We start from the raw sequence: 16701 nt of genomic DNA on the forward strand, positions 1-16701 counted from the left end.
TTGTTGTAATCGAGGAGTAGAGGGAAAGTGTCAGCAGCTACGGCAGACCAGCAGATCGACATCGTGAATCCGGCAGACGGCCGAGTCGTCGGAACGGTACCGAACGTCAGTCCGGCCGAGGTGGACCACATCGTCGGTACTGTGCGTGCGGCTCAGCCTGCCTGGGAGGCGCTCGGAACCAAGGGCCGCAGCAAGTGGTTGGCGGCGTTCCGCGACTGGCTGCTCGATCATGCCGACGAGATTGCCGACGTAGTGCAGTCCGAGACCGGAAAACCGCGGGCGGAGGCTCGAATCGAAGCGCCGATGATGGCCGATTTGATCAACTACTACAACTCCAATGGCGCGAAATTCCTGGCCGACGAGTCGGTCGGGGCACATGGACTCTTCACGATGCAGAAGAAGATGCTCAAGGTCTTTCGTCCCTATCCCGTGGTCGGAATCATCACCCCGTGGAACTTTCCGCTGGTCATGCCCCTGATCGACGCCATCCCCGCACTGATGGCAGGGGCCGGCGTGCTGATCAAGCCGTCGGAGGTGACACCGTTGACTGCGCAATTGATCGAGCGCGGCTGGACCGAAATCGGCGCGCCGCCGATACTCGCAGTAGTCACCGGGCTGGGCGCGACCGGCGCGGCGGTGGTCGACGCGGTCGACTATGTCCAGTTCACCGGTTCCACCCCGACGGGTCGCACGATCGCCCAGGCCTGCGCCGGGCAACTCAAGCCGTACAGCCTCGAACTCGGCGGTAAGGATCCGGCGATCGTGCTTGCCGACGCCGACGTCGATCGGGCGGTCAACGGGGTCACGTGGGGCGCACTGATGAACTCTGGTCAGGTATGTATCTCTGTCGAGCGTGTGTACGTAGAAGCCCCGATCTATGACGAGTTCGTCGCAAAGCTCACCCGGAAGGTCGGCTCACTACGGCAGGGTGCCGACGACCGGTCCTTTGCCCAAGACGTGGGTGCATTGGCGACGAAGGATCAGCAGGCAATTGTGGACCGTCAAGTCACCTCGGCCATCGCAGCGGGGGCCCGTGCTGTGACCGGAGGCAAGCAGGGCGCGACCGGCACGTTCTACGAGCCCACTGTCCTTGTCGACGTGGACCATTCGATGGCCTGCATGCGCGAGGAGACGTTCGGTCCGACGATCCCGGTGATGAAAGTCGCTGATGAGGCCGAGGCGATCCGGCTGGCGAACGACTCACCGTTCGGCCTGTCCGCAACGGTGTGGACCAGTGATATCAAGCGCGGGATGGCCGTTGCGCGACAGATCGACGCCGGCGCGGTCAACATCAACGACGCCTTCATCAACTTGTTCGAGTTCGGGCTGCCACACGGCGGCTGGAAGGACTCCGGTGTCGGGTCGCGTTTGGGTGGGGCGCAAGGGGTGAGGAAGTACTGCCGGGTTCAGTCGATCACCGCACCGCGCATTCCGACGTTGAATGCCGAACCACTCTGGTACCCCTACAGCCCGACCAAGATGAAGGCGGTCGGTGGACTGCTCCGCATGTTGGTTGCACGAGACCTCGGCCGAATCCTCGGCCGCACAAACGAAAAGGACAACGTATGAGCAGCACTATTTCCGGCAAGGTAATCGCAATTACGGGCGGTGCCCGTGGTATCGGCTTCGACACCGCCAAGCGCCTGATCGCAGACGGGGCCCGCGTCGCTATCGGAGACATCGACGAAGTGCAGATGAAAACAGCAGCCACCGAACTCGACATCACGGCGTACGCGCGACTGGACGTCACGGACCCGGCATCATTTGCCGATTTCTTGGATATGGTCGAAGCCGAACTCGGCCCGATCGACGTACTCGTCAACAACGCCGGCATCATGCCGACAGGCTGGTTCCACGAGGAGTCGGACAAGATCACCCGACGTCAGGTGGAGATCAACGTCCTCGGCGTGATGTGGGGCTCGAAGCAGGCTCTGCAACGGATGCTGCCCCGCCGCTCCGGTCACGTCATCAATATCGCGTCGCTGGCAGGAGAAGGTTACTTCCCCGGTGTGGCCGCGTACTGCGGGACGAAGCACGCGGTGAAGGCTCTCACCGAGACGCTGCGCCGGGAATACCACGACAGCGGAGTGGACTTCTCCTGCGTCATGCCCACATTCGTGAACACAGAGTTGACGGCCGGTGCCGGTAAGCCGAAGTTACTGCGGAACGCGGAACCGCAGGAAATAGCCGACGCGGTCGCTCGTCTCGTCGAGAAGCCGAAATCTCAAGTCCGGGTGACGGGTATGGCAGGCAAGCTGAGTCAGCTTCAGAATATTTTGCCGCGACGAGTACTCGAGCCGATCATCAAAGCATTGGGCACCGAGCACATCCTGCTCCAGGATATCGACAACAACGCTCGAAAGGCCTACTCGGACCGCATCGAAACCAACTGAGCTGGTTGGCTTTCCACACTTGACCCAATCGCACGTGGTGCCGAAGAGCCTGCCGATGCTGTCGACGACGATGTAGCCGCTGCATCGATTCGGTGGGCTGACAGCGGCGAGGAGGTGCAGCGGAGCGACACCGGGGATCGTGCGGCGTGAGCTTGGATCGAGAACGTGCTGCATGATCGAGGAATGACTTCTTACCCGATCGTGGATCTGACACCTGACGAGCTGCTGACCACCACGCGGACGGTGCGTAAGCGCTTGGACCTGACCAGACCGGTCCCGATGGAGCTGATCAAGGAGTGCCTGGAGATTGCTCTGCAAGCTCCGTCCGGCTCGAACAAGCAGGGGTGGCAGTGGATTGTGGTCACCGATCCCGACCTCCGGGCCCGCATCGGTGCGATCTACGGCGAGTTGTTCGCGGAGTATCAGGCTTCGAAGCATTCCGCGTCGGCCCTGTTTGCCGACGATCCGGAACGCGCTTCGGTGCAGAAGCGCGTCGGAGACAGTGCCGGGTGGCTCGGCGAGCACATGGGGGAGGTTCCTGTCCTGATGATTCCGTGCATCCAGGCGGGCAAGACACTGCCCGCAGGCAACCAGGCCGGCTTGTGGGGCTCACTACTACCCGCCGTGTGGAACTACGCCCTGGCCGCACGTGCCCGCGGTCTCGGAACCGCTTGGACCACAATTCATCTCGCGCGTGAGGCGGAGATCTCCGAGCTACTCGGCATCCCCGAGGACTTCCATCAGGGGGCACTGATCCCGACGGCGTACTACACAGGGGAGACGTTCAAGGTCGCTCCGCGCGATCCGATCGAGACGGTGCTGCACGTCGATCGGTGGTAGGCGAAGCGGTCCGGCCCGGCTGCGCATTCGGCGAACGATGTCAGACGTAGAGAAATAGCAACGAGCTGGCTCGTCGGTGCCGGTCCCCCGTCGGCGGCGACTAGACCTTCAGGATTCGGCGTGCGGCTTTGGAGATATCGCAGTTGCCGTTGGCGACGGAGTGAGCGATGCCGTTGTAGACGAGGTTCCAGAGCAGTGGGTTCATCTGGGCGTCGCGGAGTACGAGGATGAGCTTGTTGCCGTGGACGTCTTCGATCTTGGATGCCCGGTTGAGTCCGACGGTGGTGGAGCGGATTTTGGTGATCTCGTAGGTCGATATCCATTTGTCTCGCTGTTGCACCCAGCGAGCGCCTGCAAGGACGCGGTCTCCGAGGCTTTTGCGGTATTGCAAAAGCGGAAGACCGAACACCATGCACGGCGGCCACCAGTCCCAGATCCACTCGAAACTCCAGATCGGAATCGAAAAAACCAGGATGCCGAAGACGAGCAGCATGAATGCTAGAAGAAGTTTGCTATTTTTGGGTTCTTCATACGCTTCCAGCGCAGGTCCGTATTCGATTGGCGCAATGCTTTTTTCGAGATTTCCCGGCATCGTCACCCAGTGGGCCGCGGCCTCTCCTCTGTGGGCCGTCGGGGGTCTCGGCTCGCCGGTCATCTGGTCCGGCATTTGGGCAGGAGCGACGATTGCCCGTCGTCGGCGGTCCGTCACTCTGCCGCCCATTCGATGAGTTCGCCGACGCCATAGCCAACGAGGATTCCGACACCCACGGCAGCCACTGTTGCTGGTCCGCCTGCAACACTTCCGAGAAGCAAAGTCGTTGCCGCTGTACCGGCGAGGAAGCCGCCTGCATCCTTGCCGACGACTTTGGCTGCATCCCCAAGATCCTCGGCACCGTGCAGGTCGTAAACAATCTGACCGCCGGTGAAGAGTGCGCCGGCAACTGGAATCTTCGAGCCGATACCGCCTGCGAGAGGCAGTCCCTTCGATGTCAGCTCGCCGAGCTTCGGCAACATGCTCCCCGGCAGCAGCGCCCTGTTCTGCGCAGCGACTCGAATCGCATCGTCCGCCGCCGGTGTGAAGGCCGACGTCACTCTCGTCGCGGCCGTGCTGACCGAATCGGGTGCAGCCTCCGCGGCAAGGGCTGCGAATCGTTCGAGTTGCGCTGCCCTGGTCTGAGCAATCGCGCCCCACTGATCGGCCTGCTGCGCGGCTGTGCCCAGGTAGCTGATGACTCCGCCGACAGCCATCCAGGGCGCCGAGCTACGCAGCCTGTCCAGCCATTCCGCACTGTCCTCGAACGCAGCTTGCAACGCGGTGTGCGCGTTTGTTTCGGTTGTTCGCGCCTCGATCACCATGTCGACGGCGTCGTTGTATGCGGCGATCTGGTTCGCCTGCGTCGTCAGTTGCTCGATCGACCAGGGGCCCGTCGGATGTAGTGGATCAGGATCCCCGATCCACGTTGCTTTGCAGACATTCGGGCCGACCCAAATACCGGCTTCCATGGCTCGGGCGACCGCTCGAGTGAGGCTCTGGCGGGCGGTAAGCATCGAGCCGGCGAAAGAGTCGAGTGCCTTCGCCAACGCTTCGGCGCGGTCGGCGGTGCGTTCTGCCGCGGTACTCAGCGTGGAAATCGTGCCGCGGAAGCTCTCGCCGGCATCGGACTTCCACACGTCCTCGGATCGGTCGCGGGCGTCGCGGAACCTCTCGAATCCGCCCTCTGCGCTCTCACCCAACGTGCGTAACGCTGTGGCGCAATCACGGCACGCATCGATGTCCACGTCGAGGTACACGTATATCGGCATCAGCGCGGACCACCCGGTGTACCGGCATGGACGACGGCTGCGGTGTTGGCGTCTTCCGCGGCCGCGTAGTTCTCGTCGCACGTCTGCACTGCGTCGGCAGCCCGAGCGGAGGCGATCACTAACTCCGACATGACCTGTGCCAGCGATGCTATGGCCTCGCCGACGAAGATCGTGGACGGGCCCGCATTGGGCACCTCGGGAGCGCTGTTGCCACTCGAATCCAACTTGTGTGCATTGTCGATCAGTATCCGAGCGGGTTCGTTCAGATCACCGATCTCGATGCCTGGCAGGCTCATCGGAGCGGATCCGTCATGTAGGTGTCGGGTGTGCTGCTTTCAGCACGAATCCGTCTGTCCAGCGAAGGAAGTGGGGCATCGAGCAGGACTACGTCGATCTCGGCCGACGCGCGGATCTCTGCCAGCCCGCGTTCGTCGACCAGCCCCCACGGCTGGCCGTTGCCGCAGTTGTGCACCAACGACGTCAATGACGTGAACGCCGCCAAACCGACGCGGCCGTCGGGCAAAATTCGCAGATCCACCGTCCTGGTGGCAGTACCCGCCGCTGGTTGAAGCGGCACATACAACCCCGGCGACCTGCCGCGATGCTCGAACATTTACCCCCCGGTAAGTCGATGTCAGCAACCCCCGGCGTGCTGACTCCGGCAACAGACTAGCGGGTTCTGTCCGGTTCGGGAGCATTGGCAACCCGAGACCGTAACAACTCAGCCCTGAAACAGCGATTCGCCCGCCGACATCGTCGGCGAGCGAATCACCGTCGGGTGGAAGGAGCAACTACTTGGGCAGCCCCATCTTGTACTGCAATGCGTATGCGAGCTTGCCGGGCTTGTCGTCCGACAACGGCGTCGAGAGCTTTCCGAATTCGCCCTTGGTGGATGCCTTGCCGTCGTTCCACGCGTCCAGTGCGCCGAGTTCGGCTGCGGTTCGGCCACTCTCGATCACAGCGTCTTTCGGGGCCGCGACCTGGGCGCGCGAGACGGACTCGACGGTGCTCAGGTAGCTCGCCATGTTGTTGCTGTCCCATCCACTGATGTCGACTGCGCCCGAGTCGCGAACCCAAGCACCCCAGTAGAACTCCTGGAAGGCAATCGATCCGGGGGCGAAGCCGATATCGCGGGCGAAGTACGTCAGGCTGCGGTACTTGTCGTTCTGGAACTTGGCGAGGCCGACTCCTGCGGGCAGCTGTTCGACCGGAACCTCGTTGCCGTCGACATCGTAGTTCCACACCCACTTCTCGGCCTGCATCCGTGCCCAGAAGTCAGCGGCGCTCAGATCGCTGAGGTTCGCGACCACCCGCAGACGGAGATGCAGATTCGGTCCGCCGTCCGGCATTTCGTAGAACGAGGTCAGTGTGTGGTGCCCGTCGGTCAGGTACGGGACGCCGCCCGGCCCGATGACGACGGTCTTCATGGGCGCGATGGTGTCGGGCGTTTCCTGGCCGACGGGAACAGTGCAGGTGAACGACGACGGATTGTCGAGTCGCGCGTCGGGCAACGCCGACGCGGCCTCTTCCTGGCCGTTGGCCTCGCACCAGTCGTCGAACTTCTTGTTGATCTCGTCTTTGCCGAGCGTGTATCGACCGAGTTTGTAGTAGACCTCGTCGTACCCGAGTGACGGTTGCGTCGCACGCACCTCGCCGATCGGGAGGTCGAGAAGCTCACCGGCTTCGGCGCACTGGTAACCGAGACCCGTGGACGATCCGGAGGGGAGCAGGTCTGCGACCTGGCACAGCGGCGACGCAGTCCGTGCCGGAGCGGCCGTAGCAACGCCGCCGATCGATGCGGACGCGACCGTGATCAATGCAAGCGTGCCCAGCAGGGCTGCTCTTCCAAGCGTGCGCATTCGTGAAACTCCTATGAGTTCGAGAAGTGAAGTGTCCCGAGAATGTCGCACTTCGGTCACCGGTCGATGTCGCGGAATCAACGCAGAGGCGATCGTGAGGTGAACGCGTCCCCTCGTGGGTGCTGTCGGTCCCGCTCGCGGCGACACTGCCATCGAATGGCATCTCCGCATCTGAGATAGACACTTCCTGCCGGCCGGCCCGCGCTGAAAGTTGACATGGTTGACACGATCGGGACGGCGGGGGATGATCGGGGCATGTCCACTGCCGAAAAGGACTTCGAGGTCATGGCGCACCGGCTGGTCGAGGCCAGTGGCGCGCCGGATGAACGTGATCTGGCGTACGCGAGGGCGGGTCTCGATGGCATCGTGAACGGTTTGAAGGCGCGTCGTGCGTGGAGCGAGCATGTGGGTGACATCTTGACTCCGAGTGAGGCTCTCGCTGTAGCGGGTTGGACTCGCGCCGCATTGAGTAAGGCTGTGCGCGAGCACCGTGTTCTGCGATTGACAGGTGGTAACGGCAAGTACGGGTATGCCGCGGCCGGGTTCACCGATGTTCGTCCCGCGAAGCCGATTCTCGGGATCCAGCAGGTGCTGCGAGTGTGGGCGGACGTCGATCCGCAAGGATGGTCGACGGTTGCGTGGTTGGCGGCCGAGCAGCCCGAGTTGGGTGGTCGTACACCTCGTCGTGCTCTTCTCGATGGTGATGTGCCGGTCGTAGCTCGCGCGGCTCGGGCTGCTGCCAGTCGGCTAGCGGCGTGAGTGCCGAACGCTCTGTCGTTCATCTGTCCGAGCCCAAGCCCGCCAGCGAATTAGCGGGGCGGTTTCCGTCGTACACGTACCCGGCCGGGACCGATTTCTTTCGGTCGCATCGAGCCAGTCTGGGAACGTGGTGGTACTCGTCGAGCGGTGGCGGCAGGTTCGACCTCGAAGAGCCCGACGGGACGTGCTATCTGGCAGAAGGCGAAGTGGTCACGCTTCTGGAGATTTTCGGCGGTCAACTCGTCGTGCCGAGGTACGAGGTCGATGCGCGTGCCGCGTCGACGATCACGTTGGGCTCCGATGTCACGCTCGCCGATCTGACTGCAAACACGGGTGTTGCGTTCGGGGTGACGGCGGAGATCTTTTCGACCGCTGATTATTCGTTGACGCAGCGGTGGGCGGCCGCGTTACGGGCAGCGGGGTTCGAGGGTCTGCGGTATTGGGCGCGTCACGAGCTCGAACGTGCTGGTCGGTGCATCGCCCTGTTCGGTGAAGCAGGTGTGGTCGGTGAGCGGCATCGTCATGCTGTGAAGGTCACGACTGGACTTTCTGAGCGTGCGGATCTGATGGAGCGGTGGCGTGAAGAAACAGGTGTCACGATCCTGGATGTTCCGGATCTGCTGTAGCGGTCAGCGATCCTCGCGCAGCATCGCGAATACGAGGGTGTCGGTCCACTCGCCCTTGCACCACCAGTTCTGGCGGAAGTGCGCTTCCTGACGCATCCCGACGCGCGCGGCCAGACGGGCGGATGCATCGTTGCGTCCGTCCGCCTGTGCGCTGACGCGGTGGATCTGAGGTAGCGAGAACACGTGCTCTATCAACGCTTTCACCGCTTCGGTGGCGTACCCGCGACCGGTCACGGTGGGGGAGAACGTCCAGCCCAATTCGACCAGGGCCGGCGAACCGTCGACCAACCATGCCTCGACGTTGCCCACCACAGCTCCCTCGTGCTCGACGACCATCGCGAGCGCCTGGGTGTGCAACCCGCTTCGCTTGATCCGTTTGCCCACCGCAGCAACGGCATCGGCGTGGGTCCACGCCTCGTGTAGGAGATAGCGGCAGACTTCGGGATCGCTGTAGTACGCGAGAATCTTGTCTGTGTCGGAGGGCTCGTACAGGCGAAGGGTCAGGCGCTCGGTGTGGATGGGCTGGACTGTCATGAGAGCAATCCTGGCACGACGTGGATTCGCGCTGATTCGAAACCTGCCCTCAGACACACTGAATCACCGATCGCGGTGAGACGAACCTACTCGTGTCCACCGGAAGGCGAGCACCACGGTCGTCACGTCGCTCCTGCAGGACCCGTGGAAACGACTGCAGCGACGCTACCCACGGCGGCCCAACGGCCGGTAACGAAGAGTGCGCCAACGCAGAAAAGGCCCTTGCTCTCGAAAGCCGTTGAGGTGATTCGGACTTTCCTACCCTCAGGATGCCGTCGGCGTTGAGCTTGGCGCGAGAACGATATCGAATTCGACTCTCGACCAGGTGTTCTCGCCTAGATCGCGGCCATCGGGCGTGCGCGTTCGTGCAGGTTGCTCGACGAAGTCCTTGATCAGCGAGTCCTTGACGCCGAATACCGAATCGCGATCGAGCAGTTCGTCACCGCGCACGAAGATGTGGGTGATCAGTGTCCGTTTGCCCTCGGCGGTGACCATGAAGTGCAGGTGCGATGCCCGCATCGGCGAGCGTCCGGCGGCGTCGAGCATCCGTCCGACGGGTCCGTCGAACGGTATCGGGTACGGAGTCGGGGTGAGGCCCCAGAATGCGAATTTCCCATCGTCGTCGGAGAACAGATGGCCGCGAGCGGCGACCCGTCCGTCGGAGTACTGGACGTCGTAGAAGCCGTCGTCGTCGGCTTCCCACACCTCGATCCGAGCATTCGCAACGGGCTCACCTGCGATATCGGTGACCGTCCCCTCGACCCAGCATGCCTGGCCCGGTGCGCCGTGGGAGATGTCACCGCCCGACTCGATCGCGGGGGCGTCGTCGACGAAGAACGGACCGAACACCGTCGACTCCGTCTCGCCGGCGATCGCTTCGTTGTTGACTGTCACCGTCTGCATCGAGGCACCGAAAACATCGGACAGCAAGATGAATTCCTGACGCCGGTCATCGGTGATGTGACCGACCTCGGTGAGGAACTCGATGGCCGTGGACCACTCGTCCTCCGTCAGTCGGACCTCTCGGATGAACGCGTGGAGATGCTCGGTCAATCCCGTGAGCAGTTCCCGCAGTCGCGGATCGGGGGTCTCGGCGAAGCTGGCCACGACCTTGTCGGTCAGTGCTCGCTCCCGGCCACTCTGCTCCGGGGAGATGTCGGTGCGGTTGTCGATACCCATGTCAGCGGCCCTCGTCGTCGGAAGTCGTTCCTGCCCATACATTATGGAGCAGCGTCATGAGCGATTCAGCCGTGACGGGGCGCGGATTGGAGGCGGGAGCAGCTTCCAGAACGAGTGCAACGGCCTCACTTAGATCGGACTCCTTCAGACCGTAGTCGCGCAGCGCGGTGGGTGCCTCGAGTTCGGTGCGGAGCGACCACAGTCCCTCGACTGCGGTGGTGCTCCCGAAAGCATTCGCGATGCGCTGCTCGGCCGTGGGCGCGTACGGTGCGTTGTACTCGAGGACGTGCGGCAGCACGATCGCATGGGTCTGTGCATGCGGCATGTTGTACGTGCCGCCGAGCACATGACAGATCTTGTGATGCAATCCGGATCCCGCTGACGCGAAGGCAACCGCGGATAGGTATGCGCCGTAGAGGGTTTGCTCATGGCCGGATTGGCTCGAGGAATCTCGCTTGATGTCTCGAAGTCCGCTGGACAGCGCGGTGATGGCTTCGACTGCCAGAGTCGAATTGATCGGATCGGCCCGTGGGGCCCACATCGAATCGACCGAATGCGCCAGGGCGTTGAGTCCCGACGCCACGCTCAATTCCACCGGAAGGGTCAGCAGCGAGAGCACGTCGTAGATCACCGTGGTGGGCAGCACGCGTGCGTCGACGCCGGTGGTCTTGCGCGAGGACTCGGTCAGTCCCCACACGTTCGTGGCCTCCGAGCCCGCGTACGTGGTGGGAATTGCGACGATGGGAATGCCGCTGGTGAGGGCGACGGCTTTCGCCAGACCGGTGGTCGAACCGCCGCCGATGGAGACCAGCAGATCCACCTCGTGTTCGCGGGCCGCGGCGCGCGCCTTCTCCGCCGTCTCGATCGGAACATGCTGTACCACTTCGGAATACATCAGCCGTGGCTCGATCTCGCTGCACACCGAGTTCGCCAGTTCGGTCTCGGCCGGGCCGGCGATCACCATGACCGAGTGTGCACCGAGTCGAGTGACCTCGGCAGCGAGGTTGGACGCGGCCTTGCCCGCTCCGAACAGAACGCGTTGAGCGAGTGAGTCGTGCTCGAATTCGAGCATCCGTGCCTCCGGTGTGTCAGTGAGCCGAGTGTGAGGGTGAACCGGGACGAGGGTGAATCAGTGCGACGGGCGCGGAGTCGGCTGGTAGGCGAGCAGCAGCCACTGGTCGTTCTCCTTGACCCACACCGCGATCGAGTTGTTCACCAGTTCTTTCTCGTTGCCGTTGGCGGTGATGCTCGCGTTCATTTCGCCGACCACGATTGCGGTGTCGCCCGAGACGAGAATGTCCTCGGTGGGGTGGTCGATGCGGTGGTAAACGTAGAAACCGGAGGTCACTTTGTTCAGGTACGAGTCGACCGTATCGCGGCTGCCGTCGGAGTGGGTGTAGACGAGGTTGGGGTGGCAGCAGCTCGCGAAGGTATCGAGGTCGCCGTCGACGATCGCCGTGTAGCGCTTGTTTTCGAGCTCGGAGATCGTGGCCTTGATGGCGTCGATGTCGAGTTCCTGTGCCTGTGTCATGGGATTCTCCTGGAAAGTCGAGCGGCCGCAGTGTGCCGGTAGGTGACGACGGTAGGCAGCCGGAGGGCAAGTGTCAACTGTCACAGAACACCTTTGAGGTAAGTGTTCGACGCCTTCTCGCGCGGGTCCGTATGGACGAAGCCCGCATCTCGCACTGCATCTATGCAGCTAGACAGCCATGTGATCGTGAGAAGAGTGGTGCACAGCATTACCTGCTTGACAAAGTGACCCACTGCACAGTTCAATCAGGACAGGACATTCATGCAGCCATGGTGGACATTCTGAAGCGATGTGGTCGCGTGCAAGGTGCACAGCTGAGTTTCTCGCAACAGAACCTCCCGCTTACTCCACCACCCTCATCGCCCGACCAACGGAGAACTCTCGTGACATCACATGATCAATCGGTTGGAGGACCCGCTCCCTCCACGGGAATCGGGCCTACTCCCGGGAACGAACGATCGACGGCAGGCGTACTGGGCGCGGCTCTGAGCGGACGAGCCAGGGGCGCTGTCGCCATCGGAATTGCCACCGTCGTTCTGTTCCTGATCAGCGCCCTCCTCGCTCCGCAGAGCGTCGGTAGTGGCGCGATATCTGCGATGTTGCCGTTCGCGGCAATCCTCGCGGTCGTCGCGATCGGACAGACCTTGGTGGTACAACAGGGCGGTATCGATCTCTCGGTACCGGGCGTGTTCTCACTGTCGGTCGTCGTGGTCACCAAGCTCGCGAGTAGCGGTACACCCGGTGCGATCTTCATGGCAGTGGTCGCGGCCCTGCTCATCTCTGCTGTGGCCGGAGCCGTCTCGGGCTTCGTCGTCGCGCGGTTGAACGTTGCTCCGATCGTCGCGACCCTCGGCATGAACGCCCTCCTCATCGGCGCCACCTGGGCGGTGTCCGAGGGTGCCGCGCGCCGAACCCCGACCGGACTGTCCGACATCATCGGGTCCACTGTGCTCGGGGTACCTGTCACCGTGGTCGTCGCGATCGTCCTCACCGCGATAGTCGGTGTCGTACTTCGTCTCTCCCCGTCGGGACGCATCTTCGAGGCTGTGGGCTCCAATCCGCGGGTCGCGGTCGCGGCAGGCATTGCTCCGCTGCGCTATACATTGAGCGCGTATTCCGTTGCAGCAGTGCTGTACGCCGTAGCCGGCGTCCTGTTGACCGGCATCGTCAACACTCCGGGAATCAGTGAGGGCAACACCTACCTTCTGCCGTCGGTGGCTGCAGTTGTTCTCGGTGGCACATCACTGCTCGGCGGTAAGGGCAGTGTGCTCGCCTCGTTGATTGCCGCGCTGTTCTTCACCCAGGTCGACCGGTTGGCGTCGACTTTGGGACTCGCGTACGGCTGGCAGATCCTTATTCAGGCTCTCGCGCTCGGCCTCGGTGTGGCCTTCCACAGCGGTTTTCGGCCAGGAGGGAAGCGTCGCGCGACGGCTGTCGAGGAACCCCGGCAGTCGGTCGAGGTGTCATGACCGCCAGGCCACGGCACCTGTCCCGCTACGACATTCGTTCTTCCCCCTTGACTCGAGGACACCATCGATGAAGCTCAAGACCTATACCCTGCGGATGCTGACGTTGCTGCCTGTTGCCGCCCTGATCGCGGGCTGTTCGGTGGGCGGCTTCGAGACCGTATCCAGCAGCGAGCCGCGTCCGGACTGGTGCGGACCTACGGAGGCCGTGATCGGCTTTGCCGACGGTAGCGGTGGAAACAGTTGGAAACGAACCAACTCCGCCGAATTGCAGGACGAACTCGCCAAGTGTTCCTCCGTCACGGACTTCATCACCACGGACGCGCAGGGTGACACCCAGAAGGCGATCGCCGACATCAAGAGCCTCGGCGCTCAGGGCGTCGATGGGATGCTCGTGTTCCCCGATGCGGGGCAGGCAGTTCTTCCGGCGCTGCGCTACGAGTACAAGGCGGGTGTCGCCGTCGTCCCGTACCGGATTTCTCCCGGTGGCTCCGAGGGGTCGGAGTACACCACGTTCGTGGCCGCCGACTTCGGCGCGATCGGCCGCCTGTACGCCGAGTGGCTGGTGAAGTCGCTGCCGAACGGCGAGGGCAACGTTCTGTTCCTCGGCGGACCGCCCGCGAACTCGCAGGATCTCGCGGAATACGCAGGTATGCAGGAAGTCCTGGTCGATCACCCGGGGATCAACTTGATCGGTGACCAGCCGTTCACCGTCACCAACTGGACTCCCGCCGAGACACAGCAGGCGACGTCGACCATGCTCTCGCGCTACCCGCAGATCGATGCGGTCATGACGGACTTCGCAGCGACCAGCATCATGACGGCATTTCAGCGGGCCGGGCGCCCACTGCCGCTGATCGCGTCCGCCGATTCCAACGGATTGTCCTGCCAGTACGAGCAGTTGAAGGACGCCAATCCGGAGTTCGAGTTGTTCACGGTCACCTCGCAGACCTACATGGTCCGTCTCGCAGTCCAGCACGTGGTGGCCGAGGCGACCGGAGGCGTCGCACCCGAGTCGAAGGTCGACGTTCCGGTGGCGTTCGAGGACTCGGTGAGCGGCATGCCGAGCGCGCCGATCTGCAATCCGGCTCTACCCGAGGATGCGCTCCTGTCGACCGAACTCGACCCGCAACGCATCGGAGAGGTTCTGCAATGACACGTCCGATCACACCGCAGCCAGTGCTGTCAGGAGCTTCGATGAACGAGAGATCAACGTCCACAGCCACTCTCACCGAGCCGTACCTTCAGGTTCGAGGGATCGGCATGACCTTCGGCGCGGTCACCGCTCTGTCCGGGGTCGACATCGATATCCGGCCCGGTCAGGTGCACGCTCTGTTGGGCGAGAACGGTGCGGGCAAGTCGACGCTGATGTCGATCATCTCCGGGACTCAGACCCCGACGTCGGGGTCGGTCGTCGTCGATGGAGTCGCGCGCACCGGTCTGACGCCGACCGACGCACTCGCTCTGGGCATCTCCATCGTTCACCAGACTCCGGCCCTCCTGCCGGACTTGACGGTCAGCGAAAATCTGGTGCTCGCAATCCCCCGAAATCTCCGGCCTTCCGTGTTCGAGATGGGTCCGTGGGTCACCGAGAAGTTGGCGGTGGTGGGCTGCACGGTGCATCCGGACACCAAGTGCGGCGACCTTCCCATCGCCGAGCGCCAATTGATCGAGATCGCGAAAGCTCTGGCGACCGAGACCAAGGTGCTGATTCTGGACGAGCCGACGGCACCCCTGGTCCAGGACAAGGTGGATCTGCTGTTCGAGCGCGTGCGCCGGGTCGCCGCAGCCGGAGTGGCGGTCGTCTACATCACCCACCGCATCCCCGAGGTACGGGAACTGGCGGACACGATGACGATTCTTCGTGATGGTCGGGTGCGCGGCTCCTACGATCCGCAGACGCTGACCGACGACGACATCATCACGCTCATCGCAGGACGCAATGTCGACGCCGTGTTTCCGCCGAAAGGTACGGGGCCGACCGCGGAAGGCCTCGTCGTCGAACACCTGTCGAGCCCGGATTTCGAGGACATCTCGTTCACGGTCGGTGCGGGCGAGATCGTGGGTCTCGCCGGTGTCGCGGGCAACGGTCAGGTCGCTCTGCTTCGGGCCCTGGCGGGTCTGAACGAATCCACCGGGATCGTTCGATTGGGCGGTGAACAGTTGGCGTTGAAATCCTCGGCGGACGCGCACCGAGCGGGGATAGCGTTCATGCCTGCCGATCGCGCCGGTGAGGGTGTGTTGCCGGACTTCTCGATCAGGGAGAACTCTGCTCTCGGCGCGTTCGGGCGGTTCGTCAGCCATGGAATCATCGACAAGAACCGTGAAAGTCGACTCACGACGGCGATGTCCACGGCGTTGACCGTGAAGGCTCCGAGCGTCGAGACGCCGGTGGGGAATCTGTCCGGAGGCAATCAGCAGAAAGTGGTCCTGGCCCGCGCGCTGCTGGCCGAGCCCACACTCGTTCTTGCCGAGGAGCCGACGCAGGGCGTCGACGCCGGGGCCCGCGCCGAGATCTATCTGCAGTTGCGGGCGGCGGCGGATGCAGGAATGGCGATCGTCGTACTGTCCTCCGACGCAGTCGAACTCGAAGGATTGTGCGACAGGGTTCTCGTCGTCTCCCGTGGTGCCGTGGTGGAGTCGCTCAGCGACGAAGCGGTGACCGAGCACAACATGATGCAAGCCATGGTGTCGGCAACCGGACATCGAAAGAGCACGACGGCAACGGGGACCACGCCCGCGGACGGGCCACCGAACCGACTTCTTCGTTCGCTGCCTGCGTACACGCTGCTCGGTGCCATCGTCCTGCTGTCCCTGATCGCCACGACTCAGAACGCACGGTTCCTCGGTGAAGCCAACCTGGTGTCGGTATTGCTCACCACCACTGCGCTCGGCTTCATCGCGCTCGGCCAGATGCTGGTGGTGATGACCGGCGGAATCGATCTGTCGGTGGGCCCCCTCACCGGGCTGGTGCTGGTGATCATGTCGTTCTTCTGGTTCGACGGGGCGTCGGTGGCGAGCTTGCTCTCAGGTGTCGCGATCGCCGTCGTGGCGGCAGTGATCGTGGGCGCGGTCAACGGCGGACTGATTCGAGGACTGGGATTCACCGCGGTCGCAGCGACTCTGGTGACCTACATCGGTATTCAGGGAATCTCGCTGCTCCTGCGACCGGAAATCGACGGCTACGTCGACTTCGCGATCCTCGACGTCATCAACTACAGCGTCGGTCCGGTCCCCGTTGCCTTCGTGGTCGCGGTCCTCGCTGCCGTGGCGCTCGGTGTCGTCCTACGCTTCGCGCGCCCCGGAATCGCTCTTCGCGCTTCGGGATCGAACAGCGCGATCGCCGAGAAGGTCGGCGTCCGCACCGGCCTCACCGTCACGGCGGCCTACATCGGCTGCTCGTTGATGACGATGCTCGGCGGTGTCATGTTGGTCGGGCAGGTCGGTGTCGGTGATCCGAACCAGGGTATCGGCTTCACCCTGTCGGCCATCACCGCGGTCGTCGTGGCCGGAACGCTGTTGCGTGGCGGTAGCGGTTCGCCGATCGCGGTTCTGCTCGGAGCGCTTCTTCTGCAGGTGATTTTGGCCCTCGCCAACTTCCTGCGTCTGGGGACGGCATGGCAGTACTGGCTGCAGGGCGCCATCGTCATCGCGGCCGCCGTACTGTATATCGGCCTGCAGCAGCGTAATTCGGTCCGCAAGCGCTGACCT

At 63.2% G+C, this 16701-nt stretch carries 17 protein-coding genes; 8 read left to right on the plus strand and 9 right to left on the minus strand.

The features are described 5' to 3' along the window. Positions 1–27: 27 nt before the first annotated feature. The 3 genes from RHODMAR_RS11350 (at position 28) to RHODMAR_RS11360 (ending at position 3233) form a co-directional block, all read left to right on the plus strand. Positions 28–1569, plus strand: coding sequence for an aldehyde dehydrogenase family protein (locus RHODMAR_RS11350; RefSeq protein WP_008714567.1), 1542 nt, complete (start codon positions 28–30; stop codon positions 1567–1569). Continuing rightward, positions 1566–2393 (plus strand): SDR family oxidoreductase, encoded by an 828-nt coding sequence (locus RHODMAR_RS11355; protein WP_008714569.1) that lies wholly within the window; start codon positions 1566–1568, stop codon positions 2391–2393. The genes RHODMAR_RS11350 and RHODMAR_RS11355 overlap by 4 nt, the downstream gene beginning before the upstream one ends. A 183-nt stretch (positions 2394–2576) precedes the next feature. Next, complete coding sequence (locus tag RHODMAR_RS11360) at positions 2577–3233, plus strand: nitroreductase family protein (protein ID WP_008714570.1); 657 nt, start codon at positions 2577–2579, stop codon at positions 3231–3233. 100 nt (positions 3234–3333) lie between these two features. Here RHODMAR_RS11360 and RHODMAR_RS26970 read toward each other — a convergent pair whose 3' ends face one another. The 5 genes from RHODMAR_RS26970 to RHODMAR_RS11385 all read right to left on the minus strand — a co-directional run bounded on the left by RHODMAR_RS26970 (position 3334) and on the right by RHODMAR_RS11385 (position 6895). Continuing rightward, a complete protein-coding gene (locus RHODMAR_RS26970) occupies positions 3334–3900 on the minus strand; it encodes a hypothetical protein (protein ID WP_157226064.1) in 567 nt (188 codons plus the stop codon). A 38-nt stretch (positions 3901–3938) separates the two neighbouring features. After that, the gene (locus tag RHODMAR_RS11370) at positions 3939–5036 is read right to left on the minus strand and encodes a WXG100 family type VII secretion target (protein ID WP_008714573.1); all 1098 of its coding nucleotides are present in this window, start codon (positions 5034–5036) and stop codon (positions 3939–3941) included. Next, entirely contained in the window at positions 5036–5332 is a 297-nt protein-coding gene (locus tag RHODMAR_RS11375) for a hypothetical protein (protein ID WP_008714576.1), read from the minus strand. Before RHODMAR_RS11375 ends, RHODMAR_RS11370 begins: the two co-directional genes overlap by 1 nt. Then, entirely contained in the window at positions 5329–5613 is a 285-nt protein-coding gene (locus RHODMAR_RS11380; RefSeq protein ID WP_157226065.1) for an SAV_915 family protein, read from the minus strand. The genes RHODMAR_RS11375 and RHODMAR_RS11380 overlap by 4 nt, the downstream gene beginning before the upstream one ends. Positions 5614–5827: 214 nt before the next feature. Further along, positions 5828–6895 carry a ParB/Srx family N-terminal domain-containing protein gene (locus tag RHODMAR_RS11385; RefSeq protein WP_008714581.1) on the minus strand — a complete coding sequence of 356 codons (1068 nt, stop codon included), beginning with the start codon at positions 6893–6895 and terminating at the stop codon, positions 5828–5830. Between the two features lie 255 nt (positions 6896–7150). Between RHODMAR_RS11385 and RHODMAR_RS11390 the strand changes: the two genes are divergently transcribed. Further along, complete coding sequence (locus RHODMAR_RS11390; RefSeq protein ID WP_042938807.1) at positions 7151–7654, plus strand: hypothetical protein; 504 nt, start codon at positions 7151–7153, stop codon at positions 7652–7654. Next, complete coding sequence (locus RHODMAR_RS11395; protein WP_008714585.1) at positions 7651–8280, plus strand: RES family NAD+ phosphorylase; 630 nt, start codon at positions 7651–7653, stop codon at positions 8278–8280. The genes RHODMAR_RS11390 and RHODMAR_RS11395 overlap by 4 nt, the downstream gene beginning before the upstream one ends. Positions 8281–8283: 3 nt before the next feature. Here the strand turns inward: RHODMAR_RS11395 and RHODMAR_RS11400 are convergent, their stop codons facing one another. The 4 genes from RHODMAR_RS11400 to RHODMAR_RS11415 form a co-directional block, all read right to left on the minus strand. Then, on the minus strand, positions 8284–8814 hold the full coding sequence (locus tag RHODMAR_RS11400; protein ID WP_008714586.1) for a GNAT family N-acetyltransferase: 531 nt from the start codon (positions 8812–8814) through the stop codon (positions 8284–8286). 264 nt (positions 8815–9078) lie between these two features. Continuing rightward, on the minus strand, positions 9079–9993 hold the full coding sequence (locus tag RHODMAR_RS11405) for a dioxygenase family protein (RefSeq protein ID WP_008714588.1): 915 nt from the start codon (positions 9991–9993) through the stop codon (positions 9079–9081). 1 nt (position 9994) lies between these two features. Beyond that, positions 9995–11065, minus strand: coding sequence for a maleylacetate reductase (locus RHODMAR_RS11410; protein WP_008714590.1), 1071 nt, complete (start codon positions 11063–11065; stop codon positions 9995–9997). 57 nt (positions 11066–11122) lie between these two features. Next, the gene (locus RHODMAR_RS11415; protein ID WP_008714591.1) at positions 11123–11524 is read right to left on the minus strand and encodes a nuclear transport factor 2 family protein; all 402 of its coding nucleotides are present in this window, start codon (positions 11522–11524) and stop codon (positions 11123–11125) included. 383 nt (positions 11525–11907) lie between these two features. On the opposite strand from RHODMAR_RS11415, the gene RHODMAR_RS11420 reads away from it, so the two are divergent. From RHODMAR_RS11420 to RHODMAR_RS11430, 3 genes are all read left to right on the plus strand, one after another. Then, entirely contained in the window at positions 11908–12993 is a 1086-nt protein-coding gene (locus RHODMAR_RS11420; protein WP_008714593.1) for an ABC transporter permease, read from the plus strand. Positions 12994–13060: 67 nt separating this feature from the next. After that, positions 13061–14146, plus strand: coding sequence for a substrate-binding domain-containing protein (locus tag RHODMAR_RS11425; protein WP_008714596.1), 1086 nt, complete (start codon positions 13061–13063; stop codon positions 14144–14146). Positions 14147–14187: 41 nt separating this feature from the next. After that, on the plus strand, positions 14188–16698 hold the full coding sequence (locus RHODMAR_RS11430; RefSeq protein ID WP_008714599.1) for an ATP-binding cassette domain-containing protein: 2511 nt from the start codon (positions 14188–14190) through the stop codon (positions 16696–16698). Positions 16699–16701 lie beyond the last annotated feature (3 nt).

The organism is Rhodococcus sp. AW25M09, assembly GCF_000333955.1.
GTDB lineage: Bacteria > Actinomycetota > Actinomycetes > Mycobacteriales > Mycobacteriaceae > Rhodococcoides.